Annotated in this window: 24 protein-coding genes, 1 tRNA gene and 1 pseudogene; 4 read left to right on the top strand and 22 right to left on the bottom strand. The window is 50.3% G+C overall.

The features are described 5' to 3' along the window. Positions 1-201 precede the first annotated feature (201 nt). The 13 genes from CFERDRAFT_RS10245 to CFERDRAFT_RS10190 all read right to left on the bottom strand — a co-directional run bounded on the left by CFERDRAFT_RS10245 (position 202) and on the right by CFERDRAFT_RS10190 (position 10,772). On the bottom strand, positions 202-687 hold the full coding sequence (locus CFERDRAFT_RS10245) for a nucleoside deaminase (RefSeq protein ID WP_232209795.1): 486 nt from the start codon (positions 685-687) through the stop codon (positions 202-204). A gap of 141 nt (positions 688-828) precedes the next feature. Then, positions 829-1,341, bottom strand: coding sequence for an HNH endonuclease (locus CFERDRAFT_RS10240; protein ID WP_006367168.1), 513 nt, complete (start codon positions 1,339-1,341; stop codon positions 829-831). A 222-nt stretch (positions 1,342-1,563) separates the two neighbouring features. Next, positions 1,564-3,024 (bottom strand): aminomethyl-transferring glycine dehydrogenase subunit GcvPB, encoded by a 1,461-nt coding sequence (gcvPB, locus tag CFERDRAFT_RS10235; protein WP_006367167.1) that lies wholly within the window; start codon positions 3,022-3,024, stop codon positions 1,564-1,566. Positions 3,025-3,329: 305 nt separating this feature from the next. Next, a complete protein-coding gene (rnc, locus tag CFERDRAFT_RS10230; protein WP_232209794.1) occupies positions 3,330-4,103 on the bottom strand; it encodes a ribonuclease III in 774 nt (257 codons plus the stop codon). Between the two features lie 48 nt (positions 4,104-4,151). Then, positions 4,152-5,405: a beta-ketoacyl-ACP synthase II gene (fabF, locus tag CFERDRAFT_RS10225; protein ID WP_006367165.1), complete on the bottom strand. Its 1,254-nt coding sequence runs from the start codon at positions 5,403-5,405 to the stop codon at positions 4,152-4,154. Between the two features lie 51 nt (positions 5,406-5,456). Further along, positions 5,457-5,696 (bottom strand): acyl carrier protein, encoded by a 240-nt coding sequence (gene acpP, locus CFERDRAFT_RS10220; RefSeq protein WP_006367164.1) that lies wholly within the window; start codon positions 5,694-5,696, stop codon positions 5,457-5,459. A gap of 86 nt (positions 5,697-5,782) precedes the next feature. Beyond that, the gene (fabG, locus tag CFERDRAFT_RS10215; protein ID WP_006367163.1) at positions 5,783-6,520 is read right to left on the bottom strand and encodes a 3-oxoacyl-[acyl-carrier-protein] reductase; all 738 of its coding nucleotides are present in this window, start codon (positions 6,518-6,520) and stop codon (positions 5,783-5,785) included. Between the two features lie 194 nt (positions 6,521-6,714). Then, entirely contained in the window at positions 6,715-7,623 is a 909-nt protein-coding gene (fabD, locus tag CFERDRAFT_RS10210; protein ID WP_006367162.1) for an ACP S-malonyltransferase, read from the bottom strand. A gap of 31 nt (positions 7,624-7,654) precedes the next feature. Further along, positions 7,655-8,647 (bottom strand): beta-ketoacyl-ACP synthase III, encoded by a 993-nt coding sequence (locus CFERDRAFT_RS10205; RefSeq protein ID WP_006367161.1) that lies wholly within the window; start codon positions 8,645-8,647, stop codon positions 7,655-7,657. Positions 8,648-8,752: 105 nt separating this feature from the next. Continuing rightward, complete coding sequence (gene plsX / locus CFERDRAFT_RS10200) at positions 8,753-9,778, bottom strand: phosphate acyltransferase PlsX (protein WP_006367160.1); 1,026 nt, start codon at positions 9,776-9,778, stop codon at positions 8,753-8,755. A 28-nt stretch (positions 9,779-9,806) separates the two neighbouring features. Continuing rightward, on the bottom strand, positions 9,807-9,998 hold the full coding sequence (gene rpmF / locus CFERDRAFT_RS12215) for a 50S ribosomal protein L32 (RefSeq protein ID WP_006367159.1): 192 nt from the start codon (positions 9,996-9,998) through the stop codon (positions 9,807-9,809). A 25-nt stretch (positions 9,999-10,023) separates the two neighbouring features. After that, positions 10,024-10,551: a YceD family protein gene (locus tag CFERDRAFT_RS10195; protein WP_006367158.1), complete on the bottom strand. Its 528-nt coding sequence runs from the start codon at positions 10,549-10,551 to the stop codon at positions 10,024-10,026. Between the two features lie 149 nt (positions 10,552-10,700). After that, positions 10,701-10,772: transfer RNA gene (locus CFERDRAFT_RS10190), tRNA-Asn, on the bottom strand. A 239-nt stretch (positions 10,773-11,011) separates the two neighbouring features. On the opposite strand from CFERDRAFT_RS10190, the gene CFERDRAFT_RS10185 reads away from it, so the two are divergent. Continuing rightward, positions 11,012-11,494, top strand: coding sequence for an META domain-containing protein (locus CFERDRAFT_RS10185; protein WP_006367177.1), 483 nt, complete (start codon positions 11,012-11,014; stop codon positions 11,492-11,494). Between the two features lie 320 nt (positions 11,495-11,814). Further along, positions 11,815-13,497: a 2-isopropylmalate synthase gene (leuA, locus tag CFERDRAFT_RS10180; RefSeq protein ID WP_006367157.1), complete on the top strand. Its 1,683-nt coding sequence runs from the start codon at positions 11,815-11,817 to the stop codon at positions 13,495-13,497. Positions 13,498-13,525: 28 nt separating this feature from the next. Here the strand turns inward: leuA and CFERDRAFT_RS10175 are convergent, their stop codons facing one another. Both CFERDRAFT_RS10175 and CFERDRAFT_RS12210 read right to left on the bottom strand, forming a co-directional pair. Then, a complete protein-coding gene (locus tag CFERDRAFT_RS10175) occupies positions 13,526-13,987 on the bottom strand; it encodes a universal stress protein (RefSeq protein WP_040433716.1) in 462 nt (153 codons plus the stop codon). Between the two features lie 109 nt (positions 13,988-14,096). Further along, positions 14,097-14,267, bottom strand: coding sequence for a YqaE/Pmp3 family membrane protein (locus tag CFERDRAFT_RS12210; protein ID WP_006367176.1), 171 nt, complete (start codon positions 14,265-14,267; stop codon positions 14,097-14,099). A gap of 254 nt (positions 14,268-14,521) precedes the next feature. Here CFERDRAFT_RS12210 and CFERDRAFT_RS10170 point away from each other — a divergent pair, with 254 nt between their 5' ends. Together CFERDRAFT_RS10170 and CFERDRAFT_RS10165 are read left to right on the top strand one after the other, a co-directional pair. Further along, positions 14,522-14,830 carry a hypothetical protein gene (locus CFERDRAFT_RS10170; RefSeq protein WP_040433723.1) on the top strand — a complete coding sequence of 103 codons (309 nt, stop codon included), beginning with the start codon at positions 14,522-14,524 and terminating at the stop codon, positions 14,828-14,830. Positions 14,831-15,112: 282 nt separating this feature from the next. Continuing rightward, entirely contained in the window at positions 15,113-15,943 is an 831-nt protein-coding gene (locus CFERDRAFT_RS10165; RefSeq protein WP_006367154.1) for a glycerophosphodiester phosphodiesterase family protein, read from the top strand. A gap of 57 nt (positions 15,944-16,000) precedes the next feature. Here the strand turns inward: CFERDRAFT_RS10165 and CFERDRAFT_RS10160 are convergent, their stop codons facing one another. The 7 genes and pseudogenes from CFERDRAFT_RS10160 to CFERDRAFT_RS10130 form a co-directional block, all read right to left on the bottom strand. Further along, on the bottom strand, positions 16,001-17,359 hold the full coding sequence (locus CFERDRAFT_RS10160; RefSeq protein ID WP_006367153.1) for a BatD family protein: 1,359 nt from the start codon (positions 17,357-17,359) through the stop codon (positions 16,001-16,003). Between the two features lie 5 nt (positions 17,360-17,364). Next, positions 17,365-18,165, bottom strand: coding sequence for a pyrroline-5-carboxylate reductase (gene proC / locus CFERDRAFT_RS10155; protein WP_006367152.1), 801 nt, complete (start codon positions 18,163-18,165; stop codon positions 17,365-17,367). Positions 18,166-18,254: 89 nt separating this feature from the next. Then, a complete protein-coding gene (locus CFERDRAFT_RS10150; RefSeq protein WP_006367151.1) occupies positions 18,255-18,512 on the bottom strand; it encodes a SemiSWEET transporter in 258 nt (85 codons plus the stop codon). Positions 18,513-18,683: 171 nt separating this feature from the next. Continuing rightward, positions 18,684-19,016, bottom strand: a complete 333-nt coding sequence (locus CFERDRAFT_RS10145; protein ID WP_006367150.1) for a c-type cytochrome — start codon at positions 19,014-19,016, stop codon at positions 18,684-18,686. Between the two features lie 230 nt (positions 19,017-19,246). Beyond that, entirely contained in the window at positions 19,247-19,579 is a 333-nt protein-coding gene (locus CFERDRAFT_RS10140; RefSeq protein WP_006367149.1) for a c-type cytochrome, read from the bottom strand. A 190-nt stretch (positions 19,580-19,769) separates the two neighbouring features. Further along, positions 19,770-20,195: a c-type cytochrome gene (locus tag CFERDRAFT_RS10135; protein ID WP_006367148.1), complete on the bottom strand. Its 426-nt coding sequence runs from the start codon at positions 20,193-20,195 to the stop codon at positions 19,770-19,772. Between the two features lie 70 nt (positions 20,196-20,265). Next, positions 20,266-20,736, bottom strand: a pseudogene (locus CFERDRAFT_RS10130) (B12-binding domain-containing radical SAM protein); the annotation flags it as partial.

Below are 20,736 nucleotides of genomic sequence, written 5' to 3'. Positions count from 1 at the left end.
CAGTTTATTGGCGCCACTTGTACTGTATTCCGGGATTCGATTGCTTCGTTGGACGGTGTCTGAACTCCTCAAGTGCTCCCTCTCCATTCCGGTTTCTGCGCTGCCGTGCACGTAAAACGCTCATGACAATTTAAAACGGAGCCCTTCTGTATGAAAAGTAAAAAAAATCATGACAATACGCTCTTATCCAACGTGCCCATGTCAGGGGTTCGGGTTATAGATGATGCCGCCACCTTCAAGATAGTCCCGAAAAACCATCTTTGCATCATTGCTGCAAATTCCGGTTACCACCTCAATACCTCTTTTTTCAAGCTCTTCAATCCATTTTTCCGGCTTCGGACCCTCATCAAAACCGGCGGCAGTAGCGTCAGCAGTGGATGCGCCACATACCAGCCGGGAGATTCCCGACCAGATTATTGCGCCGAAACACATGGCACAGGGCTCACAGGAGGTTACCAGCTCATGCTGCGGACTTTTTGCATGGTTAAGGGTCCAGGAGTTGATTTTTTTCTGGGCAATGGCTATGGCAACCATCTCTGCATGGGCATGGGAGCAGCAGCTCCGGACAACCAGATTTACCCCGATCGACACAAGATTGCCGGATTTTCGCTCAAAAACCGCCGCACCGAAGGGGCCGCCGGTTCCATGCAGGGTGTTCTTACGGGCAAGTTCTATGATGAACTGCATCCGGTCATGGTCAGAATGGAGTTTGCCAGAATCAAACGGAGTATACGCAGTTGTCCATGAAGGGAGCTGTAAATCGGGAAAGCAGATGCCCATAAGAAAAAAAGGCTATAAATATTTTTCGCAGAAAAGAGTTGTAATTGCTCAGCTCATATAGAGGTAGGGTTTCCAGTCATCGGAAACCGTAGCGGTAACCTGCTGCATGAACATCAGGCTGTTGGGCCGGATCGGCTGTTTCAGTGGCTGCATATCGGCTTCGCGCGGGGTTTTATCGCCCTTTTTCGTGTTGCAGCGGCGGCAGGCAGTTATCAGGTTTTCCCATGAGTAGTCACCGCCTCTGGATCTTGGAACGACGTGATCAATGGTAAGGGGCAGATCGGTTCTCCCGCAATACTGACACTGGTAAGCATCTCTGAGGAGAATGTTTTTACGGTTCAGCATAATCCTTTTGTAGGGAACCCGCACAAAAACGGTAAGCCTTACAATGCTCGGCATGGGAAAACTGGTTGAAACCGTGCGGATTACCCGTTCAGGATTATGGGTAACCGGCACGGCTTTACCGCAAAAGAGGAGAAGAACAGCTTTCTGGGCGTCACAAACGGTTAATGGCTCGTAACTGCTGTTGAGAACAAGAACTTTCGATCGAAGTAACGGCATATCCCGGCGGAAGTTTATGATATAACGGCATTGTTGTTACGGTACAAATTGTTAAGGTAAAGCAATGGGTCCCGATATTAATTTGTTCCGCAGTACGATTACTTCGTTGGGCGGTACTCGTAATCCTCATGTACTGCGTGTACACTCCGGTTTCTCCGTTCCGTCCGCCTTGTCCTCATACCGCTCACGACAAGTAATAGCGGTACCCTTCTTCAGTTCATTTTAGAGCGAGCAGCATATATTCAGCTGCCTTGACGCCATCGCTTCATCAAGCCGTCTTACCGGGGTTGTAACCGGGGCTGAGAGAACCAGTTCCGGATTGTTTGCAGCTTCATCGGCAATACTGAGCAACGCTTTTGCGAAAATATCGAGTGTCTCTTTTGACTCGGTCTCTGTCGGTTCGATCATTAACGCCTCACTGACAATGAGCGGGAAGTAGATGGTCGGGGCATGAAAGCCGTAGTCAAGGAGCCGTTTTGCCATATCAAGCGTTCTGACACCGTGCTCTTTTTTCTGCCGGTCTCCCGAGAGGCAGAACTCATGCATGACCGGCTTCGGAAATGGCAAATCAAAGCGTTCAAGCAGGAGGCTGAGCAGGTAGTTGGCATTGATAATGGCATTTTCTGAAACCCTGCGAACCCCGTCGGGTCCAAGCATCCTGATGTAGGTATATGCCCTGACAAGAACCCCGAAGTTCCCGTAAAAATTCATCATCCTGCCGATACTCTCCGGACGGTCGTAATTGAGCGCGTAGGTCGTACCTTCATCGCTCTCATTTTTTGTGATGATTGGCAGAGGAAGAAATGGCTCAAGAATTTTGCTTACACCGACCGGACCGCTGCCGGGACCGCCGCCGCCATGAGGCGCCGCAAAGGTTTTGTGCAGGTTGTAATGCACAACATCAAATCCCATATCTCCGGGGCGGGCAATGCCGAGCAGGGCATTCATATTGGCACCATCCATATAGAGCAGGCTGCCGTTCTTGTGCACCATCTCCGAGATGCGCAGAATATCTTTTTCAAAGAGTCCGATGGTATTCGGATTGGTCAGCATCAGGGCGGCCACATCACCGTCCAGTTTACGGGCGAGGTCATCGAGATCAGTGCGGCCGTCAGCATTGCCTTTCACCGAGATAATCTCGTATCCAGCAAGCGCGGCTGAAGCAGGATTGGTGCCGTGAGCCGAGTCAACCACCAGCAGTTTGTGGCGTTTTGATCCGCGTGATTCATGATATTTTTTTATAAGGAGGATGCCGGTAAGCTCTCCGTGTGCACCGGCCGCAGGCTGAAGCGATACCGCAGCCATACCGGCGATTTCACTCAGCATCCCGGCAAGTTCATACATCAGCTGCAGTGCTCCCTGGGTTGTTTCAGAGGGCTGGAGGGGATGAAGCGTGCTGAAGCCCGGAAGATCGCAGGTATAGTCGTTGATCTTGGGGTTGTACTTCATGGTGCAGCTTCCAAGCGGATACATATTCTTGTCCACATGGTAGTTCATGTTGGAGAGCCGTACAAAATGGCGCACCACTTCACTTTCAGGCACCTCAGGCAGTTCAGGGGGTGATTTGCGCAAAAATTTTTCCGGCAGTATGCTCTCCAGCGAGCTATCCGTAAAATCGCGATCGGAAAGAGCATAGCCTTTGCGTCCTGGACGGGACAAATCAAAAATCAGTTTTTCTCTCATTGTATTTGTTACTTCATGAGTGGGTCTGAGGTGTAAAAATAACTGTAGATCAATATAGAAGAAGGGGGAGAGAAGCTCAAGCCAATCGAAAAAATTCTTCAGATTTTTCAGTCGCGCAACATATGCTCACGCTGAGCTTTTTATCTGCCATCCCGACCTGAAAGGAGGGATCTCATTTCCGGTGGTCCAGCGGCAGATTCCTCACTCTGTTCGGAATGACAGGGGGGGGAATCGGAATGATACTGGGATGGGTTCGGAATGACAGACGGGGATGGATCGGTATGAAGAGGGGAAGTTTTCGGAAGTCAGATCGGGGTCTCTTCCTTTTCTGCGGCGTCGATGATGCTGAGGGCCTCTTTGGCGGCGAGCTGCTCGGCATCCTTTTTTCTCCGGGCGGTTCCGCTGCCAAGGTGCCGGTCGCTGCATGATACTCCTACCGTGAACTGTTTTTCATGTTCAGCTCCGCACTCTTCAAGCACAGAGTATACCGGCATCGGGAGGTGGCGCGACTGGGTGTACTCAATCAGCCGGCTTTTGTAGTTATGTTCGGCTTCTACAATCATCCTGAAGTTTTCATGCTCGAGCACATGCTTGCGGATGAAATTTTCTGCCGCAAGGATCCCTTTGTCGAGATAGATAGCGCCGGTCAGTGACTCGAAGGCGTCAGCAAGTGCGGAATCGCTGGAGGTGATTTTATTGCGGTCGGCTGACTCTCCGGTAAGGAGGTAGTCGGCGAGGTTCATGCTTGCGGCAAATCCGGCAAGGGATTTCCTATTGACGATTTTGGAGCGGTTGCTTGAAAGCTCTCCTTCGGCACTCCCGGGAAATGTTCTGAAGAGGTAATCGGAAATGAGCAGGCCGAGCACCGAGTCACCCAGAAATTCAAGGCGCTGGTTGGATTCAACAAGGTGTTGGGTTGCCGGGTCATGGACTACCGAGCGGTGTGTCAGGGCGGTCTGGTAGAGCAGCAGGTTGCTTGCCGGTTCACCGACAAGTCGGCGCAGATAGGCTATGGTTTCCGCTGAAAGCGCCGGAACCGTTTCATTACTCCCGTTACCACCATCAGTTGAATCAGCCAAGCCTTTCAGCTTTTCCCAAAACTTCTCCAGTGGCAGCAATCTTGCTCCTCAGAGGGATGAACCGTTCCTGAAAATCAGTGATGCGTTGTGACCGCCGAAGCCGAACCCGTTGTTGAGCGCATACTCTATGGTCCGTTTTTTCGGTGTATTCGGAGTAACATCAATATCAACCGCAGGGTCAAGATTGTCGCAGTTGATGGTCGGTGGAACTGTCTGATGCTGCAGGGCAAGCAGGCAGGCAATCGACTCAACCACTCCGGCAGCGCCAAGCAGGTGGCCGGTCATCGATTTTGTCGCGCTGATGCTCAGTTTGTGGGCGTGTTCTCCAAAGACCGTCTTGATTGCGGCAACTTCTGCCAGGTCGCCAAGCGGGGTGGAGGTGCCGTGGGTGTTGATATAATCGATTTTTTCGGGGGCAATTCCAGCCATGGCTATGGCTGTTCTCATGGCATTGACCGCTCCAAGCCCTTCCGGGTGCGGGGCTGTCAGGTGATAGGCATCGGCAGTCGCGCCTACGCCGACAATTTCGCCATAGATTTTTGCTCCGCGTGCTTTTGCCGATTCAAGGGACTCAAGAATCAGGGTTCCGCCGCCTTCTCCCATCACAAAGCCGTCACGGTCACGGTCATAAGGGCGTGAGGCCTCCTGAGGGCGATCATTGAGCGTAGAGAGTGCTCTGGCCGAGTTGAACCCGCCGACACTCATTCTTGTAATCGGAGCCTCTGAACCACCGCACACCATATAGTCAGCCATTCCCGCGTTAATGAGGAGGTAGGCATCAATAATGGCATGAAGAGAGGTTGCACAGGCCGAAGCTGTGGCATAGTTCGGGCCCATGAGTCCGTAGCGAATTGAGATCTGCCCGGCAGCAATGTCGGGGATCAGCATCGGAATAAAGAAGGGACTGATGCGACGCGGCCCTTTTTCAAGGAAGTTCTCGAACTGCTGTTCATAGGTGGTCATTCCGCCAATGCCTGAACCATGAACCACTCCGATTCTGAGCGGATCAATCTCCTTCAGGTCAAGCCCTGAATCTTTCAATGCCTGACCTGCGGCGATAACGGCATACTGGCAGTATGGATCCATTCTGTCGGCAGATTTTCTGTCGATATGATCCGCTGCACAAAATCCTTTCAGCTCACAGGCAAAGGTTGTTGCGAAATCAGTGGTATCAAAATAGGTGATAGGCGCGGCTCCGCTCTTTCCCTGATAGAGAGAGTCCCAAAACTCCTCCTTGGAAAGACCGATAGGAGTTAAGACCCCTATTCCGGTAATGACAATTCTTTTACGCTCCTGAGCCATAGATTCTGATTTAACTGGTTTCCTTTTGCCTGCTTTGCCCTGGATTGCTGATTACTTTTTGCTGACGATGTAATCGATAGCCTGCTGTACGGTGCCGATCTTTTCAGCATCTTCATCAGGGATCTGAACGCCGAACTCGTTTTCGAGCTCCATGATCAATTCAACCGTGTCAAGTGAGTCTGCACCGAGATCATCGGAAAATTTTGATTCCATTTTGATCTGATCTTTGGTGACGCCCATCTTGCTGACGATAATATCGTATACTTTGTCTTTGATTTCTGCCTGGGTCATGGTGTTCTCCCGATTAAGAGTTGGTTGTTGTATGAAAATTTTTTAAAAAAGTCTGTCAATATACGAAGAAAATAACCTTGCCCAAATCACATAACCATACCGCCATTGACGCTGATGACCTGACCGGTGATATAGGAGGATTGGTCACTTGCAAGGAATGCTACGGCATTGGCTACATCCTGAGGTGTTCCGAAGCTGGCGAGTGGTATGGCATCAAGCATTTTCTGACGAACGTCGTCTGAGAGCGCATCGGTCATTTTTGAAGAGATGAATCCCGGTGCGACTGCGTTGGCTCTTATGTTACGGGATGAAAGCTCCTTTGCAACCGACTTGGTGAAGGCAATGACGCCGCCCTTGGATGCTGCATAGTTTGCCTGACCGGCATTGCCCATGAGTCCAACGACTGAAGCGATGTTGATGATCGAGCCCGAACGCTGCTTCATCATGATGCGGCTGACCGCTTTGGTGCATGAAAAGGTTCCTTTCAGATTGACGGTGAGCACGGCATCCCAATCCTCTTCACTCATTCTCATCAGAAGCCCGTCACGGGTGATGCCAGCATTGTTGACAAGGATGTCGATTCTGCCAGTTGCAGCGGCAATGTCATTGACCGTGTTATTGACCGCTTCGGCGTTGGTGACGTCGAGTTCAAAACAGTAGGCCTTCCGTCCGAGCTTCTCAACACCTTCCGCTGTTTCCGTCAGCCATTCGGCTTTGATATCGCATACGACAATATCAGCACCTTTGGCGGCCAGGTCAAATGCGATTGCCTGCCCGATACCTCTGGCTGCGCCAGTTACAAGAGCAATTTTTCCTTTAAACATGATGGTTTCTGTCGGTTGATGTTTATGACCTTGCGGGCACCGCTATTAATTTGTTCCGCGATTCGATTACTTCGTTGGTTGGTGCTCGAAATCCTCAAGTACTACGTGTACATTCCGGTTTCTGCGCTCCGTCCGCCTCGTACTCAAACCGCTCACGACAATTTATAGCGGTGCCCTTGTTGCACAATTTTATTTTAAAGAACGGCCTGAATGTCTGCGGCCGTGTCGATACCTGTAGTCGTGACCGATTTATCGATTCTTTTGATCAGTCCCTGCAAAACTTTCTGCGGACCAACTTCAACAAATGCTGTAATGCCGCTCTTGACCATAGCTTCAATGGACTGCGACCACAGCACGGAACTGGTGAGCTGCAAAATAAGGTTTTTGCGGATCTCCGCTGCACCGGTGACCGCGTGGGCAACGGCGTTCATGCACACCGGAATTTCAGCATCCTTTATGTCGATCAGCTCAAGGGCCCGGGCGAGCTCCTCTTCAGCCGGCTTCATAAGCGGGGAGTGAAAAGCACCTGAAACGACAAGCTCTTTTGCCATGCGGGCCCCTTTTGAAGGTGCAAGCGCAACAGCCTTTTTTACTGCGGCAAGATCGCCCGAAATGACAATCTGACCCGGAGAGTTATAGTTGGCGGCCTGAACGATCCCTTCACTTGATGCTTCTGCAAGCAGTTCAGGAAGTGCCGCATCAGGCATGCCGATGATCGCCGCCATGGTTCCGGGATTCTGCTGCCCGGCATTCTGCATCAGTTCGCCCCGTTTTGCAACAATACGGATGGCATCCTCAAAGCTGAGGGCACCGGCAATGCAGAGCGCCGAATATTCTCCAAGGCTGTGCCCTGCGGTCATGACGATATCCTTTCTGCCGATAAGCGTAGCAACAGCCACACTGTGCAGAAATATTGCAGGCTGGGTATATTTTGTCTGACGAAGATCCTCTTCGCTGCCCGAAAACATGATATCGGTTATGGAGAAGCCGAGTATCGCGTCAGCTTTTTCCATCAGGGTTCGTGCGGCGGGGTAGGTTTCGAAAATATCCTTCCCCATGCCGCAATACTGGGAGCCTTGTCCCGGAAAAACAAATGCCTTCATGTATTTTATGGTTGCCCGGTTGGGTGAATGGTTACTGGTTCCATTTCAGATAGATGCCGCCCCAGGTGTAGCCTGCGCCGAAACTGACCAGAACAAGGTTTGATCCTTTATGCAGTTTTTTCTCTTCGTCAAGCTCGGCAATGCAGATAGGGATGGTTCCCGCCGTTGTATTGCCGTAACGACCGACATTCGAAACAACTTTGGCATCATCAAGCCCCATCCGTTCGGCGGTTGCGTTGATGATTCGCTGGTTGGCCTGGTGCGGAACAAGGTAATCGATGTCATCTGCCGTGAGCCGGTTGCGCGTCATGATCTCTTCGGCAACATTGGCCATTGATATAACGGCTGATTTGAAAACCTGCTTCCCGTCCTGATAGATATAGTGCATTCTCTTGTCAACCGTTTCATGGGTAGCCGGATGGCGGCTTCCCCCTCCGGTCATGAGCAGATGGTTGGTCCCTGTTGCGCCATCGGCGTACATGCGTGCATCAAGAATGCCGTACCCCTCTTCTGTGGCCGGTTCAAGGATGACTCCGCCGGCGCCGTCACCAAACAGGATCGCCGTTGAGCGGTCGGTATAGTCAATAACTGCCGACATCTTGTCGGCGCCGATGACCATGATTTTTTTGTGGAGGCCTGATTCGATAAATTTTGATGCAGTCTGCAGCGCATAGAGAAAGCCCGAGCAGGCGGCATTAAGGTCGAAGGCCCATGCGTTCTTTGCTCCAATGATACTCTGGGTAAAACATGCCGTTGAGGGGAAGAGCATGTCCGGGGTCATGGTGGCAACAATGATCAGTTCGATATCGTCTGCCGATATTCCTCTTTTCTCAAGCAGCTGCCGGGCAACCTCTCCACACATGTAGGATGTCGCCTTTTCCGGATCCCTGAGTATACGACGTTCACTGATGCCTGTTCTTGTCCGAATCCACTCATCATTGGTTTCGAGCATGAGTTCGAGATCATGATTACTCAGAACCGAGTCGGGTAAATATTTGGCTGTCGCCGTAATTACAGCTTTCATGGGTTCCTTTCTGATGTATTCTGCAGGATGTAGCAAAAAATTACCCTGCTGCTCAGGGTTTAATGCCGGGCAACAGCGGGGATGCGGATAATAATAATTAAGCGTTTACTTTTCGTTCAGGACTTCCGCAATATGAGCATTGACACGTTTTTCAACCATATGTTCGGCCATATAGATCATGTTTTTGATCGCCCTTGACGACGATCGTCCATGACCGACAATAGAGATGCCGTCAACACCGAGGAATGGAACTCCGCCGAATTTTTCAACATCAAACGGCTCAAACATTCCTTTGAACATCTCCGAGGTTATTTTTGCGGTACTCTGGTCGATCCTGCCTGATGCCATGAGCTGTTCAAGTGACGACTTGAACAGGGAGCCGAGAAATTCAGGAATGCTCTCTCCAAACTTGAGGATGGTATTGCCGACGAGCCCGTCGCAGACCACAATTGAGGCTTTCCCTTTCAGGATATCATGCCCCTCAATATTTCCGATAAAGTTGATTTTCCCTTTGCTGTCGGCCTCTTTCAGCAGCCAGTAGGTCTGTTTGAGCGTTTCAGATCCTTTGCCCTCCTCCTCTCCGATATTGAGCAGGCCGGTAACGGGCTTCTCAATTCCTGCACCGTAGCGCTGGTAGATAGTCAGCATTTCAGCAAACTGGACCAGATTTTCCGGCTTGCAGTCTACATTGGCTCCGACATCAACAATATTGGTCAACCCTTCACCGAGACGGGGAAAATAGGCGTAGATGGTCGGACGAAGTACGCCGGGTATCCTGCCGAGCACAAAGAGCGAAGCGGCCATCTGTGCACCGGTATTGCCGGCACTGACAAATGCATCCGCCTGCTTTTCCTTGCAGAGCTGAAGACCCTTCACCAGTGATGATTGCTGTTTGGTTTTGACGGCGGTGGCCGGAATATCATCCATGGTCACCACTTCAGGGGCGTGCAGAAACTTCAGGTTCAGTGAACTGATATCGTATGCGGCAAGAAGCGGTTCTACTTTATCCGACTGGCCGATAAGTACAACTTCAAACCTGTTGTCACTCTCCTGTAAAGCCTGAACAGTTCCCTCGATCACACAGGCGGGAGCGTTGTCACCGCCCATGGCGTCAACAGCAATAGTCAACATGATTGGGGTTTTTGTCTTGTTAGGATGATCAGCTGTTTGCCAACTTGGCGACTATCGATCTGCCACGGTAGAATCCGCAATGGCGGCAGGCGCGATGCGGAAGGGTTGGTTCGCCGCAGTTGGAACAGTTTACCGTGGTGGCCGGTTTGGTTCTTGCGTTGAACTGTGCTCGTCTTTTATCCCTTCGGGATTTTGACATTTTGGCTTTAGGATTGGCCATGACTGTCCTCTTTATTTATAATCAGTTAACAATACTTGTTTTTCAGTTTTTCAAGCGACTCATGCCATGAACTTGTCTCTTCGGGCTGAGCGGCCTGATCTACCTCTTCGCTTCTATAAAGCAGGCACTCCGGATTATCCGGACAGGTTACTTTCATCGGTATCGACAGCAGCAGTGTCTCCCTCACATCTTCAGTAATATCAATCGCAATCGCATTGCTGTCGAGAATTCGGTACTCTTCATCACCGGTTTGCTCCTCTTCAGGAGGCCCACCGCAGACATAATATATACAAAACGTGCCTTCAAGAGTTTTTGATACCGGAGAAAGACAGATGTCACAGGTAAAACTGGCATCAGCTGATGCTTCAATTGCTACCCTCACCTCGCGCTCACTTTTCCCGACTGTCGCCCGCACATGGACCTCATCGGTGAAGCCGGCATCCGTAAACTGCTGATCCCTGAAATCACGAGCTTTACAGGTAAAATCAAATTCATGGGTTCCCTGCACAAGACCCGCGAGCGGAATCTCTATCTGCGCTTTTTCTTTATGCATATACCCTCTTTTCAGTAAAAGAACACCAATGTACAAAAATTATTATGGAAAATGAAAAGCGTGAATTGCACATCATCAAGCAGCCGGGCTGCATGTTTTCAGGGAAACAAAAAAGCAGAAGTATCTTCCGATACATCTGCTTTTTTCAGCTCCGCGAGCAGGACTCGAACCTGCAACCCTGCGATTAACAGTCGCATGCTCTACCATTGAGCTATCGCGGAATCTGTGCCATCAACGCTGGTGTGCTAATGGGCAGATAATATACATTTGTAATTTTTAAATACAAACCGGCATTGTGTTTTTTTGTGCATTTTTCGATCCCGTCAGCCGGTATGGAACGCTGATCTCCCTGTACTCCTTTTTCTCCTTCCGAACTGTTTGCATGCCGGAACAGTAATTACTATTCTTACTGACAGGAGTCTTCATTTCTCAGGGATACGGAATTTCAACTGATTGGAATATGTCAAAGATGGTGCATGATATGAACATTCATGGATGGCTGGACTACAGGCGATTTGCGGTGTTGTTGCTGTCGATGCTGCTGCTTGCAAGCGGCTGTTCACAGCAATTGTCAAAACCGGAGCAGAGGAAGCCCCTGATCAATACAACATGGAGGGCGGTGGAAATAAATGGCAGCCGGGTTATGTTTTTACCTGGTCAGAAGCTTGATGTATCCCTGGTACTTTATGCTTCCGGGTATATCAGGGGATACACCGGTTGTAATTCGTTTATGGGTTCATACAGTCGCACTGCCGACCTCCTGCGTTTAACTCCGGCAGACCGGACGGAGATGGCTTGCTCTCCGGTGATTATGGCAAGAGAGCGGGAGTTTATCAAGGCGCTTCGGCAGGTTGCTCGATATGAGATATCCGGCGCAGTTCTGAAGCTTTTCAGTAAAGATGGCAGCAAGGTACTTGAGCTGATCGCGGTGCGGGCCTCCTGAACTCTACTCCGGATGCCTGTTTTATTTCCCTGCACGGCCATTTGATCCAGGGCGTCCGACCTGTTCTTGCATGCTTCGGGTATTTTTTTATATTTGACAAAAGGTCAATACACGAGTTTTATTTGTGACAGCAATCATGTATACAGCGAACACCGGCATACTGCAGCTTTCCCTTGGTCTGCTACAGAGCATCATGGCTCGGAGGGGTTGCGGTTTTTAGTTCGTTTTTTTACAGTAGAGAAAAACAGTTTTAAAGCCGCCGCCCTCAGAGGGTAGGTGGCTTTTATCGTTTAAAGATGACTAAAGGAGGATGAGGAGCAATGAAAAAGATGAATTTCAGAAAATACGCACCATACCCGTCGGTTGAACTGCCGTCAAGGAGCTGGCCCGACAGGCGCATTACCAAAGCGCCGATATGGAGCAGTGTGGATCTTCGCGACGGCAATCAGGCGCTGCCGATACCAATGAGTGTAGAGGAGAAGGTTGCCATGTTTCAGCTTCTTGTCTCTGTCGGTTTCAAGGAGATTGAGGTCGGCTTTCCATCAGCTTCGGCTACCGAGTTTGCCTTTGTGCGTCGCCTGATAGAGCAGGGGCTGATTCCGGATGATGTCACTATCCAGGTTCTGACCCAGGCGCGCGAGCATCTGATTCGCAGGACGTTCGATGCCATCAGCGGAGCAAAGCATGCCATTGTGCATCTCTATAATTCAACCTCCCGTTTGCAGAGGGATATCGTATTCCGCAAAAACAGAGAGGAGATCAAGGCAATTGCAGTCGAGGGGACAGCTCTTGTCCGTCGCCTGAAGGATGAGTCCGGTGTTGCCGGTATCCGTTTCGAGTACAGTCCTGAAAGTTTTACCGGCACGGAGCTGGATTATGCGCTTGAGGTCTGTCATGCGGTTATGGATGTATGGGGAGCTTCTGAAGAGAACAAAATCATCCTCAACCTCCCTTCAACGGTTGAAATGTCAACGCCCAATATATACGCCGACAGGATAGAGTGGTTCTGTCGCAACATTAAGAATCGGGAGGCAGTGCTCATCAGTGTTCACGCCCATAATGACCGGGGTACCGCAGTAGCCACGGCAGAGTTGGCCATGATGGCCGGTGCAGATCGTGTTGAAGGGGCGCTCTTTGGCAATGGTGAGCGGTGCGGAAATATGGATATCGTGGTTATGGCGCTTAATCTGTTTACCCAGGGGATTGATCCCGAGCTTGATTTCTCGGATCTCCCCCGGATTCGTGAAACCTACCTCCGCTGCACCCGAATGGAGGTTCATCCCCGTCACCCCTATGCCGGTGAGCTGGTCTATACGGCCTTTTCCGGTTCGCACCAGGATGCTATCAGCAAGGGCATGAAAGCTCAGCCGCTTTCACCTGAAGGTTTGTGGGCGGTTCCCTATCTTCCGATTGATCCGGAGGATGTCGGGTGCAGCTACGAGGCTATTGTGCGCATTAACAGTCAGTCCGGTAAGGGCGGAGTAGCCTATGTGCTTGAAAAGGATTACGGGATCCAGATACCGAAATGGATGCAGCCTGATTTTGCTGAAGCTGTTCAGGCTGTTGCTGACAGGACGGGGATTGAGCTGTCAACCGATCAGATTCATGACCTCTTTCATGCGGAGTATGTAAAGCTTGTTGAGCCGGTTATCCTGAAGAAGTGCCATATCAGCTGGGATGATGAGGACCTTCAGCGCAATGATGAAGAAGCGACGCTTATCAGCGCTATCGTGCAGATGAAAGAGCAGGAGTTCTCTTTTGATGCAAGGGGTAACGGGCCGCTTGATGCGTTTGTCAAGGGGATTATCAATGCAAGCGGTCTTGAATTCAGTGTTGACGAATATGCCGAGCATGCAATCGGTCGCAGTTCCGGAGCTCTGGCAATCGCCTACATCAAAATCGCCTGTGCAGATGGCCGCATCTCTTTTGGCGCCGGTATTGACTCCAATATCAGCCTTGCCTCGATCAAGGCAATTGTCAGTGCCCTTAACCGGCTTCCTTGACGTTGTTGCGGTTTTGCTTTGCCGGTGGTTACTGCTTTTTTGAAGGAATGATAATGACCGGGCAGGATGCCTTTCTTATCACTCCTTCAGAAACGCTGCCGATCAGGAGATGGTAAAGTGCCCCATGTCCGTGAGAGCCAAGCAGGATCATGTCAATGCGGTTTTTTTTGCTCTCTTCGATAATTGCCTCGACCTCATTATTGTGCGTCAGGATGATGGCGCACTCAATCCCCTCGGCCTGCATTCTGCCGGAAATTTCGAGCAGCTTTTCTTTTGCCGATGCAGAGAGTCGGGGGAGGCTCTCCATTTGGAAGGGGATGCCCGGTTGAGGAAGTGTGGCAGCATCGTCCACGTTATCAATGATCGGAGAGAGGGGAGGCATGGCATGAAGCAGAAAAACTTTTGCCGAAAGGGTTTTGGCAAGTTTTTCTGCTTCTGCAATAACGCTTTGGGCAGATTCCGAGAAGTCGATAGCAACAAGAAGCTTCATGGCATTCATCATCTCTTTTCACAGAAACCTTTACGCCTTCACTCCTGTCGCCTCATCGGTTCACCATATCGGAAATCAGGCCGACAATGAAGCTGCAACCACGAGAGTGTCACGCTGAAGCCTGACGCTTCTCCTGGGAGATGAGAAAAAGAGCGGCAGCAACACCCGGCAGCCAGCCGAATACGGTCAGAATTCCTGTCAGCATGATTGTTCCGGCCTCTTTGTTGGTGACGGCGGCAGGAGGAAGAATAACGGCAAGAATCAGTCTGCGAATATCCATTGTGGAGCTCCCTTGTTATAAATGAAATAATGCAAAATTAATACATAAACAGTCAACAAGCAATGTAAAAACACTATGCGGATTATTGCAGCTCTTTATTTGTTCTACACCGGTATCGGGACTCATCGTTATACCGGGAGGCTTCCTGATACTATCATTTGCATTTTGCTTCTAAAATTGTAAATTAGACTCCCTTCAGTAATAATCGTGAGTAAAAGGAATACTCCTGATTTGTGAACATAAACAGAAACAAGTTGCTTAATAAAGTTCATCCCGACGTGGTTTTGGATGATGTTGATGAGGTCATTGACGAACCGAATTTTAATAACTACAAGACCTCTCCAGACCCGCCCAGTCCTTATGCCGACCTTGAAAAGAAGTATCGAAAAAATCGGTTTAACAAAATCAGAAACAAAACAACTTCCGATATTTTCGGTGTGAGCGGTGCGGGCAAGCATCCGTCCCCGAAAAGTACGGACGGAAACAAGCCGCAGAAAAGAAAGCCGAAGAAAAAGAGTTTTTCAAAGGTTTCGCGTCCTGCTTCCGGCAACCGTAACGTTTAAGACCATTGGTTTGCTCTGACCTTTTTGCATAAGGACTCAGTGCGTTTTGTGTGAAAAGTTTAACGATCGTTACCCGTTTTTCGCGACTGCTTCCAACCCTCCACTTTTCGTTACCACTTGCCATCAGATGTTATCTTGATCCGGCACCTCTCTTTGTTTGATCTCTTTAAAGAAGAACCGTACTGTTTTGTAGTGCCTGGTTATGCGACCGCTGCACCGGCCAGGAGTTTGGTCAGGTTATTTGCTGTTTATATCGCGGAACAAATAAATAGAGCTACCCTTATGACATTTGAAATCCAGGCACATCGGGGGGCAAGATCATTTTTCCCTGAAAACACCCTCCAGGCATTCTGCAAGGCGGCAGATCTCGGGGTGCGCGTTCTGGAGCTTGATCTTGTGGTCTCAAAAGATCATGAGATTGTCGTCTCTCACGATCCATGGCTCTCCGGTCCCCTTTGTCATGACCCCGCTGGTCGTCCTCTTGCCGCAGATGAGGGGATGAGCTATCGTATCTACGACATGACCTATGCCGATATTTCCGCTTTCGACTGTGGCGGGCGGCACCCCTCTTTTCCGCTCCAGCAGCGGATTTCAGCATACAAGCCACTGCTTTCAGCGGTTTTCAGGGAGGTTGACAGCTATATGGCATCGAGGGGTATGAAGGGGCGAATGGTCTATAATCTGGAGCTGAAATCCTGGCCGGACAAGGATGGTATTTTTCATCCCGAACCGGATAGGTATGCGGCCCTTGTTCTCCGGATTGTCGAAGATACGGCTCGCTCCGGGCAGGTTCGTTTCCAGTCTTTCGATCACCGGTTGGTCAGGGCGGCATGGAAACAGAACCCGAAGCTTTGCTATGGTTTATTGATTGCAGAGCGAGAGCATATCGATCGCTATCTCCCGGAACTTGGCTTTTTGCCCCGCTATCTCAATCCCCATCTATCACTTGTTGATCGCGATACGGCGGAATATCTCCATGCAAAGAGGATTGGTATGATTCCATGGACGGTGAACCGCCCTGAAGATATGGTGAGGATGAAGCAGTTGGGCGCGGAAGGAATCATAACCGATTATCCCGAAGTGGCGCTGACTCTTGCCTCACTGCAGGATTGACTTCTCATGGTGCGATGACCAGTTATTGACGGCCTGGAGTCTGGCCTCTGCCGGGCGCTATTTCCGGGGAGTACCGTCGAAGGTTTTGATTCTTTGCAGCAGGCTTTCGGCCTTTGCGGCAACACTCTCGGGAAGAGGGTTTGCCTGATTTGAGGAGGGCGCGTAAAGTACCCGGTCAAGTGCCTCGAGCAGTTCCGTGACTTCCGCAATAACTTCTTTGGTAATTCCGTTTTCCCGTAGTGCACTATTCAGCTCTTTTCTTGTCAGCCCGCCAGGACTTTTTATCCCTTTCTCTCTGAGCAGGGCAAAAAGCTGCTGTTTGACATTGGCGGCAGATTGACTGATATCGGTACCGGACTCTCCGCGCTGCACTCCTGCACCGCTTTTTTGCCTCTCTATCTGTTTTTTTCTGAGTATGAAAAGTGCTGCTGCGGCCAGCAGCAGCAGGGTTGCCGCAACGATTTTCCAGCGCCCTGAATGGGTTCCTGTGTACTCACTATCGCTGTTTCGGGGTGACATGGGTTCGCTCGGGGATCCGGATCCCTCTGCGGTTTTGGTTACGGATAGAGTGACGGGATTGGAATGCAGCGTGATGAATTGTGCTGTTTTCGGGTTGAACACAACCGTTCTGATTGCCGGGATGGTGAAGCTGCCAGGCGATTGTGGCCAGGATGTAACCGTTAACGTTTTGCTTCCCGCAGTCTCAACCGACTCTTTATTCAGGATTGTTGTCACATCCGGCGGACTCTGTCGAAAGCTTTCAGGCAGATGAAGCGCTGGCAGTTTAAGGGTAAAAAGGTTTCCGGTTCCTGAAAGTACCAGCTCCAGTTTAAGGGGTTCTCCCGCCTTCAGTGTTGATTTATCGGCAAAGAGTTCAAGATGGAACGTGCCGACAGCCCCGGAGAACCCATCCGGCAGAGGTTCAGGCAGTGCACGTGCTGATATGGAAATATCGGGAGCCCTGAGCTGAATACGGTTTTCAGCAGGGTTTTTTTCACTATTCAGAAGCGGTTCCGGGGGGAGTGAGCAAAGCATGCTGTAGCCTGAAATTTTTATCGGTCCACTCTGTACAGGAGCAACCCTGAACTGCTTGAGCACAGCACTTCTGAATGGTTCGCCGTGAACGGTGACCGGGATGCTTTTGATATAGCGTTCAGCGACGGACTCCCTTGCCCAGATGCCCTGAAACGAAGGGTTTGTTTCATTGGATATTTTCGGGGCGATATCCTTGAAATAGAGCCGATAGGTGAGCATGGTCTCTTCGCCTACCCATGGACGGCTGTTGCTGATCGAGGAGAGCAGGAAGGGTTTGTTTGCTGCATTATCTCCGGATGCTCCGTAAGCGGCAGTGCCGCAGAGCAGTGTAACGAGCAGAACGGCCGCCCGGAATCGGAAATAATCAACTCCTCCTGCCATAGTGTTTATTTCATCAGTTCCCTGGATCGAAGCGCTGCTGCTGCAACGGTTTCCATAAGAGTTGTCCGGATGTTCTGCTCATCCATCACCTTCAACCCGGCCTCCGTAGTGCCGCCGGGTGTTGTTACCTCCCGTTTGAGCTCTTCCGGGCTTTTATCTCCCGAGAGCACCATTTTGGCGGCTCCAAGCATGGTTTGTGCGCTCAGGATACGGGCTTCATTTTCCGTAAGGCCGCATGCAGCTCCTCCTGCTGCAAGTGCATCAAGAATATGGAACATATAGGCCGGGCCGCTTCCGGAGAGCGCAGTTGCCGCATCCATTTGTGTCTCGTCAAGTACGGCTACCCGTCCGATGGCGCTGAAGATCTCACAGGCAAGGGCAACATCCAGGTCTGAGGCCATTTTTCCTCTGCTGACGGCTGTCATGCCTTCACCAACAAATGCCGGAGTATTGGGCATGACCCGGATAACTTTTGTGGTGTCAAGAGCACTGTTTCTGATGAATTCAGAGGATATGCCCGCAGCCACACTGATCAGCAGATGATCCTGGCCGAGCGCCGGTTTGAGCACTCCGACCACTTCTGCAATCTGATATGGTTTGACGGCAAGGATGATTACCCTTGAGCACTGCGCAAGCTCCTCGATCGAGTGGCATGGTTTAACCGGATAGTCGGCGGCAATGGAGGCCAGGGCAGCAGGCTCCCTGTCATAACCGGAAATAACGGTATCGGCTTTTTCGCTGAGACCGGCAATCAGCGCACGGGCAATTCTTCCTGTTCCGATGAATCCGAGATGAAGGCTGTTCATTGAGTGAGCTATTTATTTGTCTGTATTGTCTATCGCTATGTACATGTTTTCAGTGAATTTTCCATTCCAGTGCCGGAGCTCTTTGACTCTCATCGGTAGCGCAGTTTCAAAAAAAGAATGATCATGAGCAGAATGAGGGAGATGCTGTTGGCGGCAATCATCGGCAGGTCATTTTTTGCAATGCCGTAGAGGAGCCAGAGTACAATACCGGTATTCATTGCAAGAGCCCAGAGGAGGCTGATGTCGCGTGTTCGACGGGTGCTGAAAATCCTGAAAGCCTGCGGAAGAAATGCCAGGGTGGTAATGATGCCGGCAGCATAGCCGAGATATTCAGAGTGTTGCATCATTGTTTTTACGTGCTATAAGCTTATTTGTCTTTGTTTAATAAAATAAGCAGGGGAGGTGACAATACCGAGCCATTGATTCGAATGATTTCTTTTTTAACCGTAGTGACGCCCGGACATAAAAAAAGGCAGGAGATTATCCCGCCTTTTTTTATCTGAATGTTCTTATCGAGCTTACTTCGATCCGGAGACCATGTAGGCTACTGCATCACCAATCTGTACATCGGTCAGCTTGGCATTGCCGCCCTTCGGAGGCATCATGCCAACAGCACCCTTGAATCCCTTGGTGGCATTGGAGACCAGAACTGCATTGCCTTTTTTGATACGCGGTGCCCAGTTTGCCTTGTCGCCGAGTTTAGGCGCACCCATCAGGCCGGCAAGGTGGCAGGTTTTGCAGCTGGCATCATACGTAGCTTTGCCTGCTGCAGCATTGGCAGCAAAGGCATCAGAAGAGCTTACAGCAAAAACAACGAGCGAACAAAGGGCCGCAGAGATAATACGAGACATAGAGGTTACTCCTTTTTATTGTTTTCGGGGTTATTATGGGATGATATGCGGTTGTGTGCGTGTAGACACAAACCTTTATTAATACGATTAAAACACAAGCTATCCAAATATCGGCAGAAAAATCATCCGGTATTTATGGTAATTGTGTCGGCGTGTGTATTAATGGCGCAATAAAAAGAGCGGGGCCGGCTGGTTCAGCTCCCGCTCATGTTTAAAGTGAGGTATCAATCCTATTTTGATCCAGAGACCATGTAGGCTACTGAATCGCCGATCTGTTGGTCGGTCAGCTTTGCGTTGCCGCCTTTTGGAGGCATCATGCCAACTTTACCCTGAAATCCCTTGATTGAATGGGCAACCAGAACCGGCAATCCCTGCTTGATACGGGGCGCCCATGCGGCTTTGTCGCCGAACTTGGGTGCGCCCATCAGGCCGGTTTTATGGCAGGTTGCACAGCTTGCATCGTAAACGGATTTACCCGCAGCAGCATTTGCTGCAAAAGCATCAGAAGAGCTGAAAGCAAAAACAACGAACGAGCAGAGGGCTGCAGAAAGAATACGGGACATTGGATATACTCCTTTAAATTTAGATGTATGATGTTGTGTGCAAGCAAGCACACAACCTGACTAATACCAATTATAATATCACCAATCCAAATTTCCACAAAAACCCCATCAAGCAACAGATTCTTATCATGGATATAAAAAAAGGAGCCTGTTGACAGGCTCCCTCGGCAATGAAAAATGGATTAGACGCTTACTTTGATACTTCAACAAGATAGGCTACGATGCTTTTGATTTCGTCGTCGGTAAGGGTTGAGCCGCCTTTTGCCGGCATCATGCCAACCTTGCCCTGGAACCCTTTGATGGCATTGCTTTCAACGGTTGCGATTCCCTGTGCAATGCGGGGCGCCCAGTTGGCCTTATCGCCGGGTTTCGGTGCACCCATCAAGGCTGCATCGTGGCATGAGGCACAGCTTGCATCATAGAGGGTTTTTGCTGCAGCAAACTTGGGATCAACCGGAGCTGCGGGAGCTACAGGCTCGGCAGGAGCTGCCGGAGCAGCTGCAGGAGCCGCGGCGGTTTTATCTTCAGGGAATACGATTTTTGCCGGTGGTTTTTCAAGTCCGCAGGCACCGAGAGTAAAGAGGCTTACGGTCAAAAGAGGCAGGAGTGGTTTCATGGTCATGATGGTGTCGGATTAACGTTGTAGAGCCGGATGAGCTGCTGAAAATATAGGGACAGTTTAAAAATTATTCAGCGTAAGGCAAAATGGTATTTTCCAATCTGTTTGCAGCCAGTTGATGCTTGAGGTCGTGGCGTGAGAGGCCGTAGAGATGCGTGTAGAACATGTTGAAGAGCATGACCGCAGCTTTGGCGGAAGGCGCGGCTAAACCTCTTGATATAGAGTTTTTAATGGTGAATATTTTTCGGGTCAGGGTGGAGTAGCTCTCAACAAAAGCTTCAAGATCGATGTTCTTTGGCCGGTAGAGCATCTCCTGACCAAAGGTGTATCGGAAGGCCGTGATGTCTCGGGGGTCAAAGAGCAGTCGCCCCTCCTCTCTCAAACGTTCAAAAACCCTGGTACCGGGAGTTGGTCGCAGAATATTGATGCCGGGGACGTCAAGCCCTGTTTCCCTGATAAAATCCAGCATGGCTGCCGGGGTTTCAAGAGTATCGCCATCAAGCCCGTAAATAAAACTGCCATAAAGGCTTATGCCTGC

The organism is Chlorobium ferrooxidans DSM 13031, assembly GCF_000168715.1.
Classification (GTDB): Bacteria; Bacteroidota; Chlorobiia; order Chlorobiales; family Chlorobiaceae; genus Chlorobium; species Chlorobium ferrooxidans.
Note: the sequence above shows the minus strand (reverse complement) of the source record. Positions and strands in the feature narration are given on the sequence as shown.